Origin of the sequence: Streptomyces sp. NPDC086835 (assembly GCF_044745705.1) — a bacterium.
Taxonomy (GTDB): Bacteria; Actinomycetota; Actinomycetes; order Streptomycetales; family Streptomycetaceae; genus Streptomyces.
In genome coordinates this window covers 684,182-703,422 of the sequence record NZ_JBIVAU010000003.1, presented here as the reverse complement: position 1 = coordinate 703,422, position 19,241 = coordinate 684,182, and the positions used below count along the sequence as shown (strand labels likewise).

Genomic DNA, 19,241 nt, shown 5'->3' with positions numbered 1-19,241 from the left:
CCACCGCCCCGCGGCGGCGGCCCCGCGCCGCGCGGCGGGGGTCCCGGCCGCCCGGTGCACCCGGGGGGGGCGGGCCCCCGGGGGGGCCGGCCGCCGTCGTATGCGTGTGCGGGGGTCAGGGGGCGCGCCAGGCGCGGGTGACGGCCTGCGCGCGGGACGCGTTCAGGAGGCCGTCGTCGCCGCGGGCGGCGGAGTCGACGTCGATGCCGAGGAAGCGGGGGTGGGCCCGGGTGGCGGGGAAGTCGCCGTGGTTGGCGGGGCCGAGGCCGCCGGCGAGGAGGAACGGCAGGGTCGTGGCGTCGGCCAGCTTCGTGACCGTGGTGTCGTCCAGGCGCTGGGCGGTGGAGCCGATCCGGCCGTCGCCCGTGACGGCGTCGAACAGGAAGCAGTCGGCGCCGGCCCGCTCGTAGGCGCCGGTGAGCCGGCCCTCCAGGCAGGTGTCGTCGCGTACGTGCAGCACTTTGGCGATCTTCAGGCCGTCGGGGCACTGGGCGCGCAGGGCGCGCAGCACGCCGGGGGGCTGGAAGCCGTGCAGCTGGACCCAGCCGGCCCCGGCCGCCCGCACGGCCGTCGACAGTGCGCCGGTGTCGGCGGAGAAGGTGACCAGGACGGGCGCCAGGCCCGCGCCGCGGGCCCGGGCGGAGAGCACGGTGAGCTGCTCGAGCGTCAGGTCGGCGTGGCCGCCCGGCACGTGGTGCCACAGGCCGATCAGGTCGGCGCCGGAGGCGGCGACGGCGTCGACCTCGGCCGTGGTGGTGGCGCCGCAGATCTTGACCAGCATCAGGCGGCCGCCGTCCGGCCGGCGTCGTGCTCCAGGGAGCCGGCCGTGAAGCGGTCGGCGCCGGCGCCGAACAGGCCGGGGTGCGCGGCCCGCAGGTCGGCCAGGACGGCCTCGTAGGGCAGGTCGTCGAACTCGCCGTGGAAGCGCAGGAACTCCATCTGGCGGCGGCCCTTCAGGTCGAAGGGGTGGTGCAGGCTGTCGGCGGTGCCGTCGAAGTCGAGGGGCGCCATCCGGTACAGCCGGCACAGGTTCTTGTTGAACACCGGTGTGGCGCGCACCCATTGGCCTTCGAGGCGTACCGAGGTCAGGCAGTGCTGGTGGAACACGTCGCCGCCGAGCAGGCTCACCAGTTTCTCGGAGGCGAGGTGGTTGCGCACGTCGGTCAGGACGAGGCGGGCGGGGATGCCGAGCGAGCGCAGGCCGGCCGCGTAGAGGACCGACTTGTGCAGGCACATGCCGGAGCGGCCGGCCGCGACGGTGCTGGCGCGCAGGCCTTCGCGGGTCAGGTCGGCGCCGTAGACCTCGTAGCGGATCGTGTCACGGACCGCGTAGTAGAGGGCGACGGCCTGCTCGGTGGGGGTGGTGGCGCCGGGCGCCACGGCGTCGGCCACGAAGGCGCGTACCTGCTCGGTCTCGTGGTCGAGGAACTCGGTGGCCTCGAGGGCGCCGGTGCTCAGTCGGGTCGTCATGGCAGATGGGGATCCGCTTCGTTGTCGGTGGGGTTCAGTGGCCCGTCGGTGAGGTTCAAAGGCCCAGGAGTGCGGCGATGCGGTTGCGCTGGGTCTCCGAGGTGCCGGAGTAGATCGTTCCGGCGACCGCGTTGCGCAGCTGGCTCTCGATGCCGTACTCGGCCATGTAGCCGTTTCCGCCGAAGATCTGCACGGCGGCCAGGGCGGAGGCGACGTTGGCCTCGCTGGTGACGAGTTTGGCCATGGCGATGTCGCGGGTGACGTTGTCGCCGGCGGTCATCCTGCGCGCGGTCTCGTACAGCCAGCGGCGGGAGGTCTCCACGCCGGTGGCCATGTCGACGATTTTGTGGGAGACGGCCTGGTAGGAGCCGATGGGCTGCCCGAACTGGCTGCGGGTCTGCGCGTAGCGGACGCAGGCGTCGACCCGGCGCTGCATCTCGCCGGCGTTGATGACGAAGGAGCACAGGATCTCCCAGCGCATCACATGGTCCAGGACGAGGAACCCGCCGCCGGGCCGGCCGATCACGCGGTCGGCCGGGACGCGGCAGTCGTCGAAGTACAGCTCGCACAGCGGGGAGGTGCGCAGGCCCATCTTGGCCAGTGGCCGGCCCAGCGTCAGGCCAGGGGTGTCGCGGTCGACGAGGAACGCGGTGATGCTCAGCGGCCCGGGGCGGTCGCTGGTGCGGGCGTAGACGGTGAACACGTCGGCGACCGGCCCGTTGCTGACGAACGACTTGCTGCCGTTCAGGACGTAGGCGTCGCCGTCGCGTACCGCCCGGGTGCGCATCGCCAGCGCGTCGGAGCCGCTGTCGGGTTCGCTGATCGCGTGGGCGCCGATCAGCTCGCCGGTGCAGATCCCGGGCAGGTGGCGCTCCTTGAGGGCGTCGGAGCCGAAGCGGTGCAGCGGTACGCCGACGGAGACCAGGTGGGTGCAGGCGGAGAAGTTCAGTCCGGCGTCACGGCAGCCCTCCCCCAGGCCCTCCAGGACGTACATGGTGGTGGTCAGTGACTGGCCGAGGCCGCCGTAGCGCTCGTCGAAGGGCAGTCCGAGGATTCCGGTGCCGGCCAGTCGCCGCCATGCCTCCCGGGGGAATTCGGCGGCCGCGTCGCGCTCGATGTGCCCTTCGTCGAGCTTTTCGAGCACGGGCGCCAGGCCGTCGCGCAGGGCCTGCTGGTCCTTCGTGAAGTCGGCCATCAGTAGTGGGAGAATTCGGGCGAGTCGAGGTTGTGGCTCTCGTCGCCGCGCAGCGCGGGGGTGAACATGCACACCAGGCGCAGGTCCTCGTGCGGGCTCGCCACCAGCCAGTGGGCGTCGTGCCGGTCCAGCGCGTACAGGGTGCCGGGGGTGATGGGGTGCGAGACGCCGTCGCTGTCGATCACCTCGCCGCTGCCCTCGATGCAGTAGCAGCTCTCGAGGTGGTTGCGGTACTCCAGACGGGACGTGGTGCCCGCGCGGACGATGGTGTCGGTGACGGTGTAGCCGACGCCGTCGGCCTGGGTGAGGAATCTGCGGCTGAGGCCGTTGCCCCAGTCGACGCAGGTGACCTCTTCGAGCTTGCGGACGATCATGCGGGGTCTCCTTTCGTACGGGTGGTTCCGCTCTTCACACGGTGGGCCGCCGGGGGCGCTGACGGCCCGGGCAGCGCCTCTTGGCCCGCGCGGTCCCTCACGGCCGCGCAGTTCCCTCACGGCCGCGCAGTTCCCTCACGGCCCGCGTAGTTCCCTCACGAAGGAGCCGAACTCCTCGACGGGGTCGCGGCCTTCGGTCAGGGCCTGTTCGATACGGGCGACGCCGACGCTGCCGACGACGGCGGCGTCCGCGCCGAGGTCCTGCAGGAGCAGGGTGTCGGCGCGGGTCCTGACGCCGAAGCCGACCGCGACGGGCGCGGTGGCGGTGGCGCGCAGGGCGGCGATGGAGCGGGCCAGCCGGTCGTGGTCGAGGGCCGCGGCGGTGCCGCTGCGGCCGTAGTGCGCGACCAGGTAGAGGTAGGCGGTGGCCTGCGCCGCCGCCTCGGCGACCGCGTCGGGCCGGGAGACCGCGTAGCAGGTGGTGACCAGCGGCAGGCCGGCGTCGTGGGCGGCCTCGTAGTGGGCGGCGCGCAGCCTGGGCGGGACGCCGTGCAGCAGCAGTCCGTCGCAGCCGGCGTCGCGCACGGCGGCGGCGAAGTCGCCGGGGGCGGTGCCCTTGACGGTGTGGCTGAAGTCGGCGAGCAGCGCGATGCGCAGTCTCTTCAGGCCGGGCCGGACGCGGGCGACGGCGGCGAGGACGGCGGCGAGGTCCGTGCCGTGGGCCAGGGCACGGTCGGCGGAGCGGCGGATGACGGGCCCGTCAGTGACGGATCCGGGGAAGGGGACGGCCAGTTCGAGGCAGTCGATGTCGCTCTCGTCGAGGAGGGCGGCAAGGTCGGGCAGCCGGTCCAGCGGCGGGTCGCCCGCGTTGAGGAACAGCGCCAGGCCGGGCCGGCCGGGTGCGGTACGGGTGAAGAACCCGCCCGGCCCGGACGCGGGGCCGGCTGCGGTAGCGGCGGCGGACGCGGGGCCGTTGCCGGGCGCGGGGCCGTTGGCAGGTGCGGGGCGGGGGTCAGACATGGGCCACCTCCGTGGCGCGTCGCAGCCGGTCGACCAGGGCGAGGGCCGAGCCGTCGTTCAGGACCGCGCGGGCGCCGCGCAGGGCCTGGTGCCAGTCGCCGGTGAGACGGCCGGCGACGGCGAGGGCCGCCGCGTTGAGGCAGACCGCGTCCTCGGCCGCCGGACGGCCGCGGCCGGCGAGCAGGTCCAGGACGTCGCGGACGGGGTCCTCGCCGGGCCGCAGGTCCTCCAGGGCGCCGGGGCCGAGGCCCAGCGCGGCGGGGTCGAGGACGAACTCGTCCTCACCGCCGCCTTCGTAGGTGCGCACCAGGTTGGGGGCGAAGCCGACCAGTTCGTCGGCGCCCGTGTCGTTGGTGGCCAGCCACACGGAGCCGCCGGTGCGGCGGGCAGTGTGCTCGGCGGCGTGCCGCAGCCCGGCAACGAGCCGCGGGTCGGAGACGCCGGTGAGCTGGGCGTCGACCGGCATGTCGGCGAGGAACGGTCCCAGCGCGTTGACGAAGCGGCCCAGCCGGCGGACGTCGAGCGGCAGCACGCCGCGTGCGAGCAGGCCCAGTTCGGCGGGGTAGACGAACATGCCGGCGAACGCGATGCCGCACCGCTCGAGCATCTCGTGGGTCTGCTCGTAGGAGGAGGCCGTCTCGATGCCCAGGCGTTCGAGCAGGTCGAGGGAGCCGAGGGCGGAGGTGTAGGCGCGGGAGCCGGTCTTGACGACGCGGGTGCCCATCGCGGCGGCGGTCAGCGCGGCCGCGGTGGAGATGTTGAGGGTGCGCGGGCCTCCGCCGGTGCCGACGATGTTGACGGCGCCCTCGAACACCGGGCGCCCGGCTCCCTGTTCCGGACGGCGTTCGGCGAGCGAGTCGAGCAGCGCGGTCAGGGTGGCGCGGCCCGGCATCTGCGTGGACAGGGACGCGAGCAGGGCCACGCTCTCGCCCCGCCGCAGCGCGCCGTCGTGCAGGCTGTCCCAGAACGAGCGCCACTGGGGAAGGTCGACGGGCCGGTCCTGGGCGATCAGGGCGGCGACGGCGTCGTGCATGGTTAGGCGGCCTCCGCCCGGGTGCGGGAGGCGTCGGCGATGAACGCCTCGATGGCCGCCACCGACTTGAAGGACTCGGGGTCCAGGTCCACCTCGTCGGTGTTGATGTCGTACCGGTCCTCCAGCCAGGCGATCACCTTGAGCAGGCCGAGGCTGTCGATGACGCCGCCCTCCAGAAGGTCGTCGTGGTCGGCCAGGTCCCGCGCGGGCATGTCGGGCAGGAACTCCTCGACGATGAACTCCTTGATGGCCTGGGCCTGGGCGTGGGGCATGTCAGTTCTCCTTGGTGAAGTGGTCCTTCACGACACGGTCGCGGTCGACCTTGCCGGTGGAGGTCCGGGGCAGCGGCTCGTCGGTGAAGCGCAGGACCGAGGGGACCGCGGCCCTCGGCAGACCGCGTGCCAGATGGCCGCGCAGGGTCAGGCTGTTGAGGGTGCTGCCCGGGGTGCGGCGGGCCACGGCGTGCAGCAGCCGGCCGGCCACCTCGTCGGGCAGGGCCAGGACGGCGGCCTCGGTGACCTCGGGGTGGGCGAGCAGCACGTGCTCGACCTCCTGGACGTTGATGCGCACGCCGCGGACCTTGACCTGGAAGTCGGTGCGGCCGGCGAGGGTCAGGGCGCCGTCGGCGCCGCGGTGCACCAGGTCGCCGGTGCGGTACCAGCGCCGGTCGTCGGCGCCGGTGGGGTGCGGCACGAACACGGGCCGGGCGGCGGCCGCGCCGAGGTAGCCGCTGGTCTGGAACGGTGTGGTGACCCACAGCTCGCCGCTGCCGGGCCCCTGGAGGACGGTGCCGTCGTTGGTGACGACGAGGGCGCCGGCGCCGGGCAGCGGGCGGCCCAGCGGCAGGGTCGCGCCGGCCGCGGCCTGCTCGCCGGTCACCTCGTGCACAAAGCTGTCGTTGGTCTCGGTGCAGCCGTAGATGTTGTGCAGCCGCGCGTTCGGGAACAGGCGCGGCAACTCGGCCAGGACCGGGCCGGGCAGGGCGTCGCCGGTGGTCATCGCGTGCCGTACGCAGGGCAGGGCGGTGGTGCCGTGTTCGCGGGCGGCGTCGGTGACCAGGCGGTGGAACATGGGCACGGCCTGGACGACGTGGACGTCGTGGCGCTCCATCGTCTCCAGCAGGTGGCGGCCGCTCATGGCCTGGTCGGGGTCGACGAGGACGACGCGGCCGCCGTACGCGAGGGTGGTCCACACGTCGAGCAGGCACAGGTCGAAGTTGAGCGGCGCGTAGTTGAGGACGTTCGTCCCCGGTCCGATACCGAAAGCGCCGGCGGCCCAGGCGGTGAAACGGTCGACGGCGCCGCCGGCGACGGGCACGATCTTGGGCAGCCCGGTCGACCCGGAGGTCGTCAGCAGCAGCGCGGGTGCCTCGGGATCGGCGGGCGTGTCGTGCGTGGCTGAAAGGTCGCCGTACGGCGTGTCGTCGTCCGGCCCGTCGTCGTCCGGCCGCTCGGGCAGGGGGACGGCGCCGGCCTCCTCGTACAGCTGCTCCGTCACGTCCTTGCCGAGCGTCGCCGACGGCAGCAGCACCGGACGGCGCTCCAGCATGCAGGCGAGGGCCAGCGCGATCGTGCCGGGCGACTTGACGGCCGGAACACCGACGGGGCCCCGGCCGGGCGTGTCCGCGACATGGGCCCTGGCCCGCTCGGCGCGCCGCCACAGATCGCCGTAGCTGACCTCCTCGCCGTGCCACACGAGCGCCGTCTCCTGCGGCGCACGGCGCGCATGCGCCCCGATTTCCTCGACGAGTGTGCCGCCGCCCATGGGCCGCGCCCCCTTCCGCTCCTCGCACTGGCGAAAACCTGTCGGCCTCGATGGTGGTTTCGCGCGCTGGAGGATCGCCGGAGCCGTGAGACATGAGAGGTGCACGGCGTGCGCATCACCGGATCCCTCGCGACCGCGGACGAGACAACGGGCCTGCCGCGTCGAGCAGGTGAACCGGCCCTGCGCCGCCCCGGGATACTGTGCGCGTGGCCGTGACACAACAACTTGCAAGGGTGAGTGGGGCTTACCTCGCTCGCTGCCGTGCCTCAGCGGCGGCCGTCCCGGGCGCCGACCCGGATTGGGATCCGCCGACCGACGACCGGATCGACCTCGACTGGTCACCGCGGTTCATCGTCGGCGCCTGTGAACTCGCGGCGGTCGGCCCCCGGCAACTCATCGCTGTGAAACGGGCGCTGGAGGGTGAGCGCGACGTCGACGTCTCGGTGCTGCACCATGCGGAAGCGACCGGAAGCTTCGGACCACCGCCGACAGCTCTCGCGCCCCGGGCCGTCGCCCACGTAGCCGCCGGACTGAACGCACTCGACTGGGACCGTGTCCTGGCCGCCGTCCCTGCGGAGCGCCGGCGCAGCCTTGCGGGAGCCGGCTTCAGCGGGGACCCGGTCTCCTGGCTGACGGACCGTTTCACCGCTTTGCGGACCTTCTACACGGGAGCTGCGCAGCGGGGGCTGTTCGTCGTCCTGTGGTGGGACTGAGCCACGTCTCGATGTCCTCGCGGTCACGGGTGCGCGGTAGTCGGATGCTGCCCTCAGCGGTAGCCGCTGCCCGCCCGCGCGGCGGCAGGGGCACGCGTTCGGGGTGGGGTCAGAGCGGGGCGCCGCCGAAGTCGAGTTCGTTTCCGTCGGGATCGCGATACATGGCTTTGCGCACGCCGTTCGGGTAGGTCTCCCGTTTCGTGGGCTCGAGTCCCCGGGCGGATGCCTGGGAGACGAAGGCGTCGAGGTCGTCCACGAAGACGGTGTGCAGGGCGTGGCCGGCGTGCTCGGGTCGCTGCTCGATGAACAGCGACCGGTGTTCCGCCAGTTCCCACACGGCCTCCGTGTCGCTCGCGACGAACGTGGGAGGGGAGCCGAGCAGCCGTTCGTACCAGAGCAGGGCCGCCCGGTAGTCGCTGACGGGGATGCCTGCGAAGAGGTCCAAGGCCATGCCGCCATGCTAGGGCGCTCGTTCAGCGCCGGTCGTTCAGCCGGGCGATCGGCAGCGACCCGCCGGCGGGCCGTCGCGGTGTCGTCCAGGACACCGCGACGGCGTCACCGTCACCGTCGCCGCCGCTACGCCTCCTGCCGGGTGTCGAGGAGTTCGCTGAGGGCGACGGCCGGGTCCGTGTCCGGGGGGCCGGCGGGCCACCAGGTGCCGGAGCGGTCGCGGTAGGGGTACCAGCGGGCGTCGCGGCCCTGGCGGAGCTGGAGGCCGCGGCCGGTGAGGGTCCAGTGGTTGCCGTCGACGTCGAGGGGCGGCAGGTCGTCGTCCCAGCCCGCGGCGAGGGCGGTGCGGGCGCGGGCCGTCTCCTGTTCGGAGGGGGTCCAGGACTGTTCGAGGACCTCCAGGCCGGCCTTCCCGCCGGTGCGCCAGGCCTCGGCGGCCCGGTCGAGGTCGTCGGGGCGGCCGCAGGCCTCGCGCAGCCGCGCGGGGACCCGCGGGTCGGGGTGGGTGGCGGCGATACGGACCGTGTCGTGCCACTCGTCGAGCGGCGGGGCGGGCGGTGTCTCGCCGAACCCGGCGATGTGGGCGAGCAGTTCACGTGCCCGGACGGCGGCGTCGGCGACGAGGCGCTCCAGCGGGTCGGCCTCGATGCCGGTGACCGGTTCGGCCGCGGACGGCAGCGGCTCGGGCAGCGGCGGCAGGGCGGGCAGCGCGGTGGCGGGGCGGGCGTAGGCCTCGCGGTTGCTCTCGTAGGCCTCCTGCGGCTGCCGGTCCTCCTGCTCGGACTCCTCTCCCCCGCCGTCGTCCTCGTCCTCGTCGTCCTCGTCCTCGTCGGTGGCGGTCAGCGCCCGCAGCATCAGGACCGACTTCAGCTCGTCGAGCGCCTCGTGGGTGTCCCGGCCGCGGACCAGGAGGAGCAGCCAGGGGTCGGTGTCGAGGAGCCAGGAGAACTGGTAGCCGAGCGCCGTGGCATGCGGGCAGGGGTGGTCGAGCGCGTCGCAGTCGCAGTCCGCGTCCAGGTCGCCGTATCCGGGCAGCAGTCCGAGGCGGGCGTCCTCGGCCGCTTCGAGGAGGTCTTGGGGCAGGTCGCCGGCGAGCAGGGCCTCCGTCGTGTCGGGGCGGTCGGCTGCCCTCTCCCACAGCAGGTCCCAGTCGTCGTCGTCCCATGCCGTGACAGTGAGGGTGGTGGCGTGGGCGGCCTCGCCGGCGTGGACCTCGGCGGCGATGCGGCCGGGGCTGACGGTGATGGGGCCGATGCGTCCGGTGCGGGAGAAGGCGCGGCCCTTCTTCAGGGGTTCCTCCTCCGGCCAGGTGTCCTCCAGGGCCTCGGTCCACCGGCCTGCCCACGGGGACTGGCCGCGGGTGCGGCCGCCCTTGCGGGCGGGGAAGGCGGCGAAACCGCGGGCGCCGCTCGCCTCGTGCTCGCTCATCAGACGCTCCTCAGTTCGACCAGGTTGGCCAGCTCGTCGTTGGTCAGTTCCGTCAGGGCTCCTTCGCCGGAGCCGAGGACGGCGTCGGCGAGGTCCTTCTTGGACTCGAGCAGGGCGGCGATGCGGTCCTCGATGGTGCCTTCGGCGATCATCTTGTGCACCTGGACGGACCTGGTCTGGCCGATGCGGTAGGCGCGGTCGGTGGCCTGGGCCTCCACGGCCGGGTTCCACCAGCGGTCGTAGTGGACGACGTGGTCGGCACGGGTGAGGTTGAGTCCGGTGCCGGCGGCTTTCAACGACAGCAGGAAGACGGGGACCTCGCCGTCCTGGAAGCGCTGGACGAGTTCCTCCCGGCGGGGTACGGGGGTGCCGCCGTGCAGCAGCTGGGCCCCGATGCCGCGTTCGCGCAGGTGCCGTTCGAGGAGCTTGGCCATGGCGACGTACTGGGTGAACACCAGGGCCGCGCCGCCCTCCGCGGTGATGGTGTCGAGGAGTTCGTCGAGGAGTTCGAGTTTCCCGGAGCGGCCGGACAGGGGGGTGTCGTCCTGCTTGAGGAAGTGCGCGGGGTGGTTGCAGATCTGTTTGAGGCCGGTGAGGAGTTTGAGGACCAGGCCGCTGCGGGCGATGCCCTGGCTGGCACGGATGCGGTCCATGACGTCCTGCGCGTGCCCCCGGTAGAGCGCGGACTGTTCGGCGGTGAGGGCGACGGGCCGGTCGGTCTCGGTCTTGGGCGGCAGTTCGGGTGCGATGCCGGGGTCGGACTTGCGACGGCGCAGCAGGAACGGCCGGACGAGTCCGGCCAGTCGGCGGGCGGTGGGCTGCTCGCCGGTGGCGTCGGCGCGTTCGGCGTCGATCGGGGCGATCCAGCGGCGGCGGAAGTGGCCGTGGGTTCCCAGCAGTCCGGGGGTGGTCCAGTCCAGGACGGCCCACAGTTCGGAGAGGCTGTTCTCGACGGGGGTGCCGGTGAGGGCGATCTTCGCGTCGGCGGGGATCAGGCGCAGGGCCTTGGCGGTGCCGGAGAGCGGGTTCTTGACGTGCTGGGCCTCGTCGGCGACGAGCATGCTCCAGCGGTGCTCGCCGAGCCGTTCGGCGTCCAGGCGCATGGTGCCGTAGGTGGTCAGGACGAAGCCGTCGTCGGCGCCCTGGAGGCTGCGGCCGGCGCCGTGGAAGCGGCGTACCGGGGTGCCGGGGGCGAATCTGCCGATCTCGCGCTGCCAGTTGCCGAGCAGGGAGGCGGGGCAGACGACGAGGGTGGGGCCGCGGGTGTCGTCGTGTTCCTGGCGCAGCAGGTGCAGGGCGATGAGCTGGATCGTCTTGCCCAGGCCCATGTCGTCGGCGAGGCAGCCGCCGAGGCCGAGGGAGGTCATGCGGTCGAGCCAGCGCAGGCCGCGCAGCTGGTAGTCGCGCAGGGTCGCGGCCAGCGCGTCGGGCTGTCGCAGGGGTTCGGTGCCGCCGTCGGGGTCGGCGAGGCGGGCGCGCAGGGCCAGCAGCCAGTCGCTGGGGGCGACGGGGACCTGTTCGGTGCCGATGCGGGTGTGGCCGGTGAGGGCGACGGCGAGGGCCTCGATGGCGGTCAGCGGTCCGAGGTCGCGTTCGCGGGCCTTGCGGGCGAGGTCGGCGCCCACCAGGGTCCAGCGGCCGCGGAGCCGGACGAGGGGGCGGCCCTCGTCGGCGACGTGGGCCGTCTCCTCCTCGGTGAGGGGTTCGCCGTCGAGGGCGAGCTGCCAGCGCAGGTCGACGGCGTTGTCGCCGCCGAGGAAGGAGCGCAGGTCGGCGGGCGGGACACGGCCGGCGCCGACGACGGCGCGGGCGGTCAGGGAACGGGCGGCGCCTTCGGGCCAGTGGACGTCGATGCCGTGGGCGCGCAGACGGGCCGCGCCGGTGCCGATCAGTTCTGTGGTCTCCCGGTCGGTCAGGACCAGGGCGGACGGTACGGGCAGCAGCCGCTCCAGCGGCTCCCACACGCCGGCCGCGCGGCGCACCGCGAGGATCGTGTCGGCCTGTGCGCGGGGGCCGAGCGCGTGGTCGGCGCTGGCGAACAGTTCGCCCGCGTCGAGCGCGAGGGTGGGGTCGGCGAGGCTGTGGGCGCGCGGGACGAGGTGCAGGGCGGGCGGGCCGTCGGGGGTGTCGGCGAGGTGGACGTGGAGGGACACCCGCACGCCGGAGTCGAGTCCGGCGGAGATCTCCTCGGCCCAGGCGCGCAGTTGGGGCACGTGCTGGGGTTCGGTGGCCGAGAACGCGGCCCGTCCGGTGGCGGCCGGGGCGGCGGCGGTGCGCGGCAGTGTGTCGGCGACGGCGTCGAGGAAGGCGCGCAGCAGCGCCTGTACGTCGCTGCCGGGTGCGGCGACCGCTTCGCCGGGGGCGGCCTGGGCGAGCTCCCGCAGCCGTACGACGTCCTCGAGGTCGAGCGGTCCGGCCCGCCAGGTGTCGTAGCCGCCGGCGGAGACGCCGGGCAGCAGCCGCTCCCGGGCTGCGAGATGCAGCCCGAGGGCGGCGGCGGCCCCCCAGAACGCGGCGGCCGGATGCACGGTGGCGCCGTCCCGGCCGTAGGAGCGGCGGGCCTCGATCAGGGCCGGCAGCGCCTGGGCGAGGGGCAGTCGCAGCACCGGGAGTGTCCGCAGTGCGACGCCGCCGTCGTGCGGCACGACGAGGGAGGCCTTGCCCGCCTCGCCCGCCGCCGTGTCCGGCAGCGGGGAGCCGTCCGGGTCGAAGAAGACGAGGCGTCCCGTGCGCGCCGGGTCCCCCGCCTCGAAGACCACCGCGCACCGCGCCAGCAGTCCGGCCTGCTCAGGCGCCAACCACACCATGCGTCCCGCTCTCTCTTGCGTGCTGTTCTCTTGTACTGCGTCTCGCTCGTACTTGCGTCCTGCGTCGTGCTCGTGCTGTGTTGCCTGTGCCGCGTCGTGCTCGTGCTGCGTCGTTCGTGGCCCTGTCGCGCCGTTCGTGTGCGCCGGTGATCAGCTTGTCAGGTTGCGGAAGCGGCGCACCGACAACGGGAAGAAGACGGCGCACAGGACGACGGGCCACACCACGGCCATCAGGAGCGCGTGCTGCGCGATCCATGAGTCGCCGCCGAATCCCGGGTTGCCGAACAGTTCCCGTACCGCCAGCACCGTGGAGGACAACGGATTCCACTCGGCGATCGTGCCCAGCCAGCCCGGCATGGTGGAGGGTGCGACGAACGCGCTGGTGAGGAAGCCGATCGGGAATTCCAGGGTCTGCACCATGGTGATGCCCTCGGGGCCCTTCATCAGCAGTCCGAGGTAGATGCCGGCCCACACCAGTGCGAAGCGCAGCAGCAGCAACAGGCCGACCGCGAGGGTGGTTTCGCCGAGGGTTCCGTGGGCGTCCCAGCCGATGGCCAGGCCGGTGGCGAACAGGACGGCCAGGGCCAGCAGGGAGGAGAGCATGTCGGTCACGGCGCGTCCGACGACCACGGCGGAGGGGGCCATCGGCATGGTGCGGAAGCGGGAGGTGACGCCGCGGTTCTTGTCGGCGGCGACGGCGGTGACCGTCTCGCCCATGCCGAAGACCATCGTCATGACGAACATGCCGGGTACGAGGAACTCGCGGTAGTTCCCGCCGCCGGGCACCTGCATGGCGCCGCCGAAGAAGTACCCGAACATCAGCACCATCATGACGGGGAAGGCCAGCGACCCGATCAGGGTGCCCGGTTCGCGGACCCAGTGGGTCAGGCCGCGCAGGGTGACCGTCCAGCCGTCGGCGGCCGCCCAGCGGAGCCGGGCCAGCGGGGTGCGGGCGATCACGGGGGCGAGGGCCGCGCTGCCCACGGGGCGGGCTGCGGTGATGCTCATGCCGCCACCGCCTCTCGGGCGCCGTCACCGGTACTGCCGGACGCGCCGGTGCCGGACGCGCCGGTGCCGGTGCCGGTCAGGTGGAGGAACACCTCGTCGAGGGTGGGCCGGCGCAGTGCGATGTCCTCGGCCGCCACGCCGGCCGCGTCCAGGGCGCGGACGACGCCGGCGAGGGCGCTGGTGCGGTCCTTGACGCGGGCGCTGATGCGGCGGGTGTCGTGGTCGGTGTCCGGCCGGTCGGCGCACACCTGCTCCAGCGCCGCCGCGGCGGCGGGGAGCTGGTCGGCGCGGCGTACCACGACGTCGATCCGGTCGCCGCCGATGCGGGACTTCAGCTCGTCGGGTGTGCCCTCGGCGATGACCTTGCCGGAGTCGATGACGGAGACGGCGTGGGCGAGCTGGTCGGCCTCCTCCAGGTACTGGGTGGTCAGCAGCACGGTCGTGCCGGTGTCGACGAGGCTGCGTACCGCCTCCCACACCTCGCCGCGGCTGCGCGGGTCGAGGCCGGTGGTCGGCTCGTCGAGGAACAGCACCGGCGGGGCGAGGACCATGCTCGCCGCCAGGTCGAGGCGGCGGCGCATGCCTCCGGAGTACTCCTTCAGCGGCTTCTTGCCGGTGTCGGCGAGGCGGAAGTGCTCCAGGAGTTCGTCGGCGCGGCGGCGGGCGGCGGCCGGCGACAGGTGGTGCAGGCGGCCGAACATGACGAGGTTCTGCCGTCCGCTGAGGACTTCGTCGACGGCGGCGTACTGGCCCACCAGGCCGATGCTCGCGCGGACTTCGGCGGCCTGGCGGGCGACGTCGTGGCCGGCCACCTCCGCGCGTCCGCCGTCGGCCTTCAGCAGGGTCGACAGGATGCCGACCGAGGTGGTCTTGCCCGCACCGTTGGGGCCCAGCAGCCCGTGGACGGTGCCGGCGGGTACACGCAGGTCGAATCCGTCGAGTGCGTACCGGTCGCCGTAGCGCTTGCGCAGTCCTTCGGCGAGGACGGCGGTGCTGGTCGGATCCACGTCGGCTTCCTTACGGGTAGCGGGTATCCGGCCGAGGGTCCCAAACCGTCCCTGAGCGGGGCCGGAGCGCCGCTCGGGATCCGGCCGGGCGACGGTCGAGGACGGCTCGAAAAGGGGTCGTGGAGCGGGCGGCGCCCGGCCGGTTCGACGGCTGCTCTAGCAGCGGGCGGGAGCGTGGCGGGCCAAGGACACGGACCACGGACCACGGACCACGGAAGGGAAGCCCACTGTGATCACTTTCATCAACCGGTTCCACGTGACCGGCGCCACCGAGGAGTTCGAGGCGGCGTTCGACGCCACGTCGGCGTTCTTCGCCGATCGGCCCGGCTTCCTGAACCACCGGCTGCTCCAGCACGTCGACGAGCCGCACCTGTACGTGAACATCGCCGACTGGAAGGACGAGGAGTCCTTCCGTGCCGCACTGGCCCACCCGGAGTTCGCCGCGCACCGGTCCAGGCTGCGCACGCTCAGCAGCAGCGACCCGAACCTGTACGTGCCGCTGCTCGAGCGCGTCGCCCGCTGAGAGGCGGGCGTCGTGCGCGCCCGGAGTGTGTCAGGACCGTTCGTCGACCGGCCCTCGAGGGCCGTCGGCCAGCATGGGGCGCCGCCGCCCAAGGCAGTTCCCTCAGGAGGATCAGAAGATGAAGATCGACGAGTGCCGCATCTGCGGCAACCGTGCGCTGCTGCCCGTGCTGGATCTGGGCTCCCAGGCCCTGACCGGCGTCTTCCCGAAGAACCGGGAGGAGACGGTGGCGTCGGTGCCGCTGGAGCTCGTCAAGTGCTCGCAGCCCGACGGCTGCGGGCTGGTGCAGCTGCTGCACACGGCCGACTTCGACCTGATGTACGGAGACCACTACGGTTACCGGTCCGGGCTCGGCGAGTTCATGATCCGGCACCTGCAGGACAAGGTCGCCTCCCTCCTGAAGACGGTCGAGGTGCGGCCCGGCGACATCGTCGTCGACATCGGCAGCAACGACTCGACCCTGCTGCGCGGTTACCCGGCGGACCCGGCGCTGCGCCCGCAGCTGGTGGGAATCGACCCGACCGGCGGCAAGTTCCGGCACCTGTACCCCGAGGGCGCCGAGCTGATCACCGAGTACTTCTCGCGGAAGGTGTTCGCCGAGCGGTTCGGCAGCCGCCGCGCGAAGGTCGTCACCTCGGTCGCGATGTTCTACGACCTGCCGCGTCCCATGGAGTTCATGCAGGACGTGCACGACATCCTCGCCGACGACGGTGTCTGGCTGATGGAGCAGAGCTACATGCCGGCGATGCTGGAGGCCACGGCGTACGACGTGGTGTGCCACGAGCACCTGGAGTACTACGCGCTCGGCCAGATCGAGTGGATGGCCGAGCGGGTGGGCCTGAAGGTCGTACGGGCGGAGCTGAACGACGTGTACGGCGGCAGCCTGTGCGCGGTGCTGGCCCGCAAGGACTCGTCCGTCGCGGTGGACGAGGCGTCCGTGGCCCGGGTCCGTGCGCACGAGACGTCGCTCGCCCTGGACACGGCGGCCCCCTACGAGGCGTTCGCCGCGCGGACGGTCCGCTACCGCGAGGAGCTGCTGGCCTTCCTCGACGACTCGCGGCGGGCGGGGAAGCTGACGCTCGGGTACGGCGCGTCGACCAAGGGCAACGTGATCCTTCAGTACTGCGGCCTGAGCGAGAAGGACCTGCCGGTCATCGGCGAGGTGAACCCGGAGAAGCACGGCGCGTTCACCCCCGGCACGTACATCCCGATCGTCTCCCAGGAGGAGGCCAGGTCCCGCCGCCCCGACCAGCTGCTGGTGCTGCCGTGGATCTACCGCGACGGATTCGTGGAACGGGAGCGCACGTACGTGGCCGACGGCGGCAAGCTGGTCTTCCCGCTGCCGGTGCTCGACGTGGTGGGCGGGGCGTGATGACGACCGGTACGGCGCGCGGCTTCTCGACGTCCACCGCCACGGTGCGGGAGCTGGCGGTCGCCGGCGCCTACGAGTTCACGCCGCGGGTGCACCGCGACGAGCGGGGCCTGTTCGTGTCCCCGCTCCAGGAGGAGGCGTTCGTCGCCGCGGTGGGCCGCCCCTTCACGGTGGCGCAGACCAATCACAGCCGCTCGGCCCGCGGAGTGATGCGCGGGGTGCACTTCACCACCACCCCGCCCGGGCAGGCCAAGTACGTGCACTGCGCCCGCGGCAGGGCCATGGACGTGGTCGTCGACATCCGTCTCGGCTCACCGACGTTCGGGGCGTGGGACACCGTCGAGATGGACACCGAGTCCTTCCGCGCGGTGTACCTCCCGGAGGGGGTGGGGCACGCGTTCTTGTCCCTGGAGGACGACACGGTGATGTCCTACCTGGTCTCGACCCCGTACCGGGCGGAGCTGGAGCAGGCCGTCGACCCGCTCGACCCTGCGCTCGGCCTGCCCTGGCCGAAGGACATGTCCTTCACGCTCTCGCAGCGCGACACCGAGGCGGTCGGCCTGGCCGAGGCGCGGGCCAGGGGCATGCTGCCGCGCTACGAGGACTGCCTGGCGGCCACGGCCGCCGCGGACCGGTGACCGGCCGGCCCGGGCCGGGCGGCGGGCGGGTCGCGGTCGTCGGCGCCACCGGCTGTGTGGGGCGGCACGTGTGTGCCGCCTTCGCCGCCGGTGGCAGCGAAGTCGTCGGCGTGGCCCGCCGGTACGCCCCGCACGTCGGCGCGCACCGGTTCGTGCCGCTGGACGCCGCGGGCTGCTCGGCGGAGCAGCTGGCGGAGTTCCTGGCGGCCGAGGCGGTGGACGCCGTCGTGAACGCGACGCTCGGGTGGGGCGAGGAACTGCACCGGGTCAACGTGGAGTTGGTGGAGCGGCTGATCGGCGCGCTGCGGCTGCTTCCGCAGGCGCGCCGTCCGCGTCTGGTCCAGCTCGGCACGGTCCACGAGTACGGTCCGGTGCCCCAGGGCACGCCGGTGACCGAGCTGACGCCGCCGGCGCCGGTGACCGAGTACGCGCGGGCGAAGCTGGCCGCCTCCCGGACGGTGCTGGGGGCGCCGGGGATCGATGCGGTGGTGCTGCGGATGGCGAACACGATCGGCCCGCACCCCGCGCCGGGCAGCTTCCTCGGTTCGCTGGCCGCCCGCTTCGCCGAGGCGGCGGCCTCGCCGGGCGAGCGGATCGAGCTGACCGTGGCGGCCGGCGCCCGGCGTGACTACGTCGACGTGCGGGATGCGGCGGACGCGGTCGTACGGGCGGCGTTCGCCGGGCATCTCGGCACGGACCAGCGGCTGTTCAACATCGGCACCGGCGCGGCCAGGGGCATCGACACGCTGGTCCTGGCCCTCGCCGAGGCCTGCGGTCTGCCCGCGTCGGCGCTCGCCCTGCGGCCGGGCGAGGTCGCGGCGCAGGGCGCGTCGACGGGCACGGACTTCACCTGCCTGGACGCGTCACGGGCGCGGGCGGTGCTGGGGTGGTCGCCCCGGCGTTCGCCGGCGGAGTCGATGCGGGCGATGGCGGAGACGGCGCGACGGACGAGCTACGCGGCGACGTGAGGTCCCCCTACGGCCCCGGCGGCCGTGGGGGCCCGCTTCTCGAACCCCGGGCAGGCCCGGGCCCGTACCGGGCTCCGCCCGGCGCCTTCGAACTCCCCTGTACGCGTGGCGGCCGTGGGAGGCACACAACGTGAGCCCCGCCGGCGATCGAGGCGCGCGGGTAGGGGGCGGAACCGCGAAAACCGGGGTGGGGAAAGCCGCCGCAGGGCCGCGCGAGGGCATGTCCAGTGGGGCTCCAGCAGGAGCCGCGAGGGTTCGGCGGTGTGATGACGATTCAACGGGCACACGACGACATCCTGAAGCTGATTCTGGCCGCCGAGGGCGGCACCGAGCAGATCGACGCCGCGATCCGCGCGGTCGGCGCCGAGCGCACCGCGGCGATCCTCGCCGACGAGCTGGTGAACCGGGCCGATCTGCACGAGATCCCCGGGCCGGGCACCGCCGGCGTCGACATCCAGCTCGCGCTCGCCTTCGACGGTGGCACGGTCCATCACGTCGTGCGCGTGGGCAAGAGCGCCGAGCACGAGGCGGGCCGCGCGGACGCGCCGCACGCCACGATCGAGTCGGACCTGGCCGAGCTGCTGCGCTCGGTGCTGGGGCCGTGGCGCGGCGTGGAGGCGCAGACGCTGCGGATCGTGTGGCACGACCTGGAGAACGTGGAGCGCCTGGGCGGCACCATGCACGTCTTCCCGGTCGTCAGGCGTCTGGTGCGCGGCACCACCGGCCGGCACGAGGACCTCGGCGAGCTGTCGCTGCGCAACGGCTCCGACAAGTGGGGGCTGCACTTCTACACGCCGCACTACGACCGGCATTTCGGGCCGCTGCGTGACCGGCCGCTCAAGATCCTGGAGCTCGGGATCGGCGGCTACGGCAATCCGGCCTCCGGCGGCGGTTCGCTGCGCATGTGGAAGCGTTTCTTTCCCCGTTCGGTCATCTACGGTGTCGACGTCTTCGACAAGGCGCCGCTGCGTGAGCAGCGGATCCACACCGTGGAGGGTGATCTGTCGAGCGGGGAGTTCCTGGAGTCGCTGGGTCGTGAGCTGGGTCCGTTCGACATCGTCATCGACGACGCCAGTCACGGCAACGCCGACCTCATCGCCGCTTTCAAGGCGCTGTTCCCGTATGTCAGGCCGGGCGGGCTGTATGCGGCGGAGGATCTGCAGACGTCGTACTGGCCGGGCTACGGCGGCAGTTCGACGGAGCTGAACTCGCCGGCCACGAGCATGGGTTTCCTCAAAGCACTGCTGGACGGCCTGAACCACGAGGAGCGTGAGCTCCCGGAGGGAACGGCGGCGTCCGAGACGGACCTGACGCTGACCGGTGCGCACTTCTACCCGAGCCTGGCGATCTTCGAGAAGGGCGTCAACGCGGAGGGTGCGAGCGCGTCGTGGATCCCGCGGCAGCAGATGAGCTACGAGGAGATGTCCGCGGTGGACTGGGGCGAGGGCCTGACCGCCGACAAGGACTGACG

19 protein-coding genes are annotated in these 19,241 nt (G+C 73.1%); 6 read left to right on the top strand and 13 right to left on the bottom strand.

Features of this window, described 5'->3' with window-relative positions; translation table 11 throughout:
• Positions 1–115: 115 nt before the first annotated feature.
• From ACIPJI_RS14580 to ACIPJI_RS14545, 8 genes are all read right to left on the bottom strand, one after another.
• Positions 116–781 carry an N-(5'-phosphoribosyl)anthranilate isomerase gene (locus ACIPJI_RS14580; protein WP_402246484.1) on the bottom strand — a complete coding sequence of 222 codons (666 nt, stop codon included), beginning with the start codon at positions 779–781 and terminating at the stop codon, positions 116–118.
• Complete coding sequence (locus ACIPJI_RS14575; RefSeq protein ID WP_402246482.1) at positions 781–1,470, bottom strand: transglutaminase family protein; 690 nt, start codon at positions 1,468–1,470, stop codon at positions 781–783. The genes ACIPJI_RS14580 and ACIPJI_RS14575 overlap by 1 nt, the downstream gene beginning before the upstream one ends.
• Positions 1,471–1,525: 55 nt before the next feature.
• On the bottom strand, positions 1,526–2,665 hold the full coding sequence (locus ACIPJI_RS14570; RefSeq protein WP_402246481.1) for an acyl-CoA dehydrogenase family protein: 1,140 nt from the start codon (positions 2,663–2,665) through the stop codon (positions 1,526–1,528).
• A complete protein-coding gene (locus ACIPJI_RS14565) occupies positions 2,665–3,039 on the bottom strand; it encodes an ectoine synthase (protein ID WP_159682348.1) in 375 nt (124 codons plus the stop codon). The genes ACIPJI_RS14570 and ACIPJI_RS14565 overlap by 1 nt, the downstream gene beginning before the upstream one ends.
• A 135-nt stretch (positions 3,040–3,174) precedes the next feature.
• On the bottom strand, positions 3,175–4,059 hold the full coding sequence (trpA, locus tag ACIPJI_RS14560; RefSeq protein WP_356622767.1) for a tryptophan synthase subunit alpha: 885 nt from the start codon (positions 4,057–4,059) through the stop codon (positions 3,175–3,177).
• Positions 4,052–5,092 (bottom strand): hypothetical protein, encoded by a 1,041-nt coding sequence (locus ACIPJI_RS14555; protein ID WP_356622768.1) that lies wholly within the window; start codon positions 5,090–5,092, stop codon positions 4,052–4,054. The genes trpA and ACIPJI_RS14555 overlap by 8 nt, the downstream gene beginning before the upstream one ends.
• Positions 5,093–5,094: 2 nt before the next feature.
• Positions 5,095–5,364, bottom strand: a complete 270-nt coding sequence (locus ACIPJI_RS14550) for a phosphopantetheine-binding protein (protein ID WP_159682351.1) — start codon at positions 5,362–5,364, stop codon at positions 5,095–5,097.
• Position 5,365: 1 nt separating this feature from the next.
• The gene (locus tag ACIPJI_RS14545) at positions 5,366–6,856 is read right to left on the bottom strand and encodes an AMP-binding protein (protein ID WP_402246478.1); all 1,491 of its coding nucleotides are present in this window, start codon (positions 6,854–6,856) and stop codon (positions 5,366–5,368) included.
• 233 nt (positions 6,857–7,089) lie between these two features.
• Between ACIPJI_RS14545 and ACIPJI_RS14540 the strand changes: the two genes are divergently transcribed.
• Positions 7,090–7,569, top strand: coding sequence for a DUF1877 domain-containing protein (locus tag ACIPJI_RS14540; RefSeq protein ID WP_402246477.1), 480 nt, complete (start codon positions 7,090–7,092; stop codon positions 7,567–7,569).
• 109 nt (positions 7,570–7,678) lie between these two features.
• Here ACIPJI_RS14540 and ACIPJI_RS14535 read toward each other — a convergent pair whose 3' ends face one another.
• The 5 genes from ACIPJI_RS14535 to ACIPJI_RS14515 form a co-directional block, all read right to left on the bottom strand.
• Positions 7,679–8,020 carry a VOC family protein gene (locus ACIPJI_RS14535; protein ID WP_402246475.1) on the bottom strand — a complete coding sequence of 114 codons (342 nt, stop codon included), beginning with the start codon at positions 8,018–8,020 and terminating at the stop codon, positions 7,679–7,681.
• A gap of 125 nt (positions 8,021–8,145) precedes the next feature.
• On the bottom strand, positions 8,146–9,447 hold the full coding sequence (locus ACIPJI_RS14530; protein WP_402246473.1) for a hypothetical protein: 1,302 nt from the start codon (positions 9,445–9,447) through the stop codon (positions 8,146–8,148).
• The gene (locus tag ACIPJI_RS14525) at positions 9,447–12,254 is read right to left on the bottom strand and encodes an SNF2-related protein (RefSeq protein ID WP_402246471.1); all 2,808 of its coding nucleotides are present in this window, start codon (positions 12,252–12,254) and stop codon (positions 9,447–9,449) included. Before ACIPJI_RS14525 ends, ACIPJI_RS14530 begins: the two co-directional genes overlap by 1 nt.
• Positions 12,255–12,404: 150 nt before the next feature.
• A complete protein-coding gene (locus ACIPJI_RS14520) occupies positions 12,405–13,262 on the bottom strand; it encodes an ABC transporter permease (RefSeq protein WP_307711021.1) in 858 nt (285 codons plus the stop codon).
• Positions 13,259–14,269 (bottom strand): ATP-binding cassette domain-containing protein, encoded by a 1,011-nt coding sequence (locus tag ACIPJI_RS14515; RefSeq protein WP_402246469.1) that lies wholly within the window; start codon positions 14,267–14,269, stop codon positions 13,259–13,261. Before ACIPJI_RS14515 ends, ACIPJI_RS14520 begins: the two co-directional genes overlap by 4 nt.
• A 229-nt stretch (positions 14,270–14,498) precedes the next feature.
• Here ACIPJI_RS14515 and ACIPJI_RS14510 point away from each other — a divergent pair, with 229 nt between their 5' ends.
• From ACIPJI_RS14510 to ACIPJI_RS14490, 5 genes are all read left to right on the top strand, one after another.
• Positions 14,499–14,792, top strand: coding sequence for an antibiotic biosynthesis monooxygenase family protein (locus ACIPJI_RS14510; RefSeq protein WP_402246468.1), 294 nt, complete (start codon positions 14,499–14,501; stop codon positions 14,790–14,792).
• A 118-nt stretch (positions 14,793–14,910) separates the two neighbouring features.
• Positions 14,911–16,164, top strand: coding sequence for a class I SAM-dependent methyltransferase (locus ACIPJI_RS14505; RefSeq protein WP_356622779.1), 1,254 nt, complete (start codon positions 14,911–14,913; stop codon positions 16,162–16,164).
• Positions 16,164–16,802 carry a dTDP-4-dehydrorhamnose 3,5-epimerase family protein gene (locus tag ACIPJI_RS14500; protein WP_356622780.1) on the top strand — a complete coding sequence of 213 codons (639 nt, stop codon included), beginning with the start codon at positions 16,164–16,166 and terminating at the stop codon, positions 16,800–16,802. The genes ACIPJI_RS14505 and ACIPJI_RS14500 overlap by 1 nt, the downstream gene beginning before the upstream one ends.
• Positions 16,799–17,770, top strand: a complete 972-nt coding sequence (locus ACIPJI_RS14495; protein WP_402246465.1) for an NAD-dependent epimerase/dehydratase family protein — start codon at positions 16,799–16,801, stop codon at positions 17,768–17,770. The genes ACIPJI_RS14500 and ACIPJI_RS14495 overlap by 4 nt, the downstream gene beginning before the upstream one ends.
• A 266-nt stretch (positions 17,771–18,036) precedes the next feature.
• Positions 18,037–19,239 (top strand): hypothetical protein, encoded by a 1,203-nt coding sequence (locus ACIPJI_RS14490; protein ID WP_356622782.1) that lies wholly within the window; start codon positions 18,037–18,039, stop codon positions 19,237–19,239.
• Positions 19,240–19,241 lie beyond the last annotated feature (2 nt).